Annotated in this window: 2 protein-coding genes; both read left to right on the top strand. The window is 72.3% G+C overall.

What is annotated here, in order from left to right:
* The first annotated feature begins 294 nt into the window (after window positions 1–294).
* Entirely contained in the window at window positions 295–1,602 is a 1,308-nt protein-coding gene (locus tag G6R25_RS23715) for a sensor histidine kinase (protein ID WP_163554631.1), read from the top strand.
* Window positions 1,603–1,784: 182 nt separating this feature from the next.
* Window positions 1,785–1,974 (top strand): hypothetical protein (locus G6R25_RS23710; RefSeq protein ID WP_163554630.1); only part of this gene is annotated, 190 nt, incomplete at its 3' end.

Raw genomic sequence — 1,974 nt, 5'->3', positions numbered from 1 at the left:
GCCGGGACCGGGACCGGGACCGGGCAGAATCCACTCCAGTCCGACCCGGTGAATTAAAGATCAGTAGCTGTCCAGCAGGATCCGGAGTTTCTCGCTCCCCGGCTGGCCTCGCAGGTCTGAGCGGGGCGGGATGGGTCGGGATAACCCGAAGACGAGTGGAGGGCGTACCGGCTGGGCGCGTCGGGGGCGCGGCGGCAGGCTGGGGGGCGTCCCCACGGGGACCGGGTGTCCCGCGGAAATAGTGTTCCCGGGCGACCGGCCCGCGACACACTGCTTCCGAAGGCGCCGGTGACCATGAAAACCCTCCCGCCCGGCGGGCGCCCGTCGCGCTGGCGGGTGCACCGGGAGTTCGCCTACGCCCTGGTCGGTCTGCCGCTGGGCATCCTCGGCTTCGTCTACGCGGTCGTCGCGATCTCCGTCGGCGCCAGCTTCGCCGCCACCATCGTCGGCCTGCCGCTGCTGGCTGCCCTGCTCGTCGGCGCCCGCCGGCTCGGTGAGGTGAACCGGCGGCTGGCCGTCCGACTACTCGACGCGGGCGTTCCCGCGCCCCGCCCGTTCCGGCCGCGCCGCCCCGGCGCATCCGGCTGGATCCGGGCGGGGCTCGGCGACACGGTCGGCTGGCGGGCCCTTCCCTACCTGCTGCTGAAGTTCCCGCTGTCACTGGCCAGCGCGATCATCTCGATCACGCTGTGGAGCTCCGCGCTCGGCGCGGTCAGTTATGCGCTCTGGCGGCCGTTCCTGCCGTTGCAGCGCGACGGCGACGGCCACGGGCACCGCGGCGCCTCGTTCGGCACCGACTTCTTCCTCGACACCGCTCCCCTCATCGCCGCGGTGACCGTGACCGGGCTGTTCCTGTTGCCCGTCACCCGCTGGTCGGTGCGCGGGCTGGTGCACCTGGACGTGCTGCTGATCCGCGGCCTGCTCGGCCCGACCCGGCGATCCCTCACCGCGCAGCGGTTGCGCAACCTGGAACGCACCCGCGCCGCCGCCGTGGACGACTCGGCCGCGGCGCTGCGCCGCATCGAACGTGACCTGCACGACGGGGCGCAGGCCCGGCTGGTGGCGATGGCGATGAACCTCGGCATCGCCCGCGAGCACCTCGCCACCGACGGCGACGCCGTCGATCTGGAGGCCACCCGCACGCTGGTCGACGCGGCCCACCGCGACGTCAAGGAAGCCCTCGTCGAGCTGCGCAACCTCGCCCGCGGGATCCACCCGCCGATCCTCGACCGGGGCCTTGAGGCCGCGCTTGCGAGCCTCACCGCTGGCAGTGCCCTGCCGGTGCGGGTGCGGGTCGACCTGCCGGACCGCCCGTCGGCGGCGATCGAGACGATCGCCTACTTCTGCGTCGCCGAACTGCTGGCCAACGCCGCCAAGCACAGCCGCGCCGGCGAGGCACACGTCAGCATCATCGGGCGGGCCAGGCGGGTGCGCGTCGTCGTCGGCGACGATGGCGCCGGCGGGGCGCGCATCGACCCCGAGGGCGGCGGGGGGCTCGCGGGCCTGGTGGAGCGGGTCCACACCGTGGACGGCTGGCTCGCCGCCACCAGCCCACCTGGAGGTCCGACCGCCGTGACCGTGGACCTGCCGCTACACGCCTGACCGGCCCCGCCCGGAAGATCCGCCGGAAGATCCGGTAGCCGGGCGCCGCGACACCGGAGTCCGCCACGATCCGACTTCTCCGGGGTCTACGGAGCGCTCCGTAGACGGAATAGAGTCGTGACTGTTCCGTGCCTACGGCCGCACCGATTGTGATTTTCGACAAATAGATGGGATGGGATTGCATGGTTGACGGACAGCGCGAGGTCTTCGAGGGGACGCCGTCGCCGGCGTCGGCGCAGCCTCCTCATGACGCCGCCGAGACCATTGCCGGCGGCCCGTTGCAGGAAGAGGGCCCGGGTTCTCTCGAGCCGCTGCGCAACGGCCTCATCGCCTCCGTCGCCCTGATCGCCGTCGTCATGATTTTGATGTGCA

Origin of the sequence: Candidatus Frankia alpina (assembly GCF_902806485.1) — a bacterium.
Lineage (GTDB): Bacteria > Actinomycetota > Actinomycetes > Frankiales > Frankiaceae > Frankia > Frankia alpina.
This window is presented reverse-complemented; position numbering and strand designations above follow the sequence as displayed.

Excerpts from the sequence above, each read along its gene's own strand:
- G6R25_RS23715 (WP_163554631.1), top strand. The coding sequence starts at position 295 with ATGAAAACCCTCCCGCCCGGCGGGCGCCCGTCGCGCTGGCGGGTGCAC.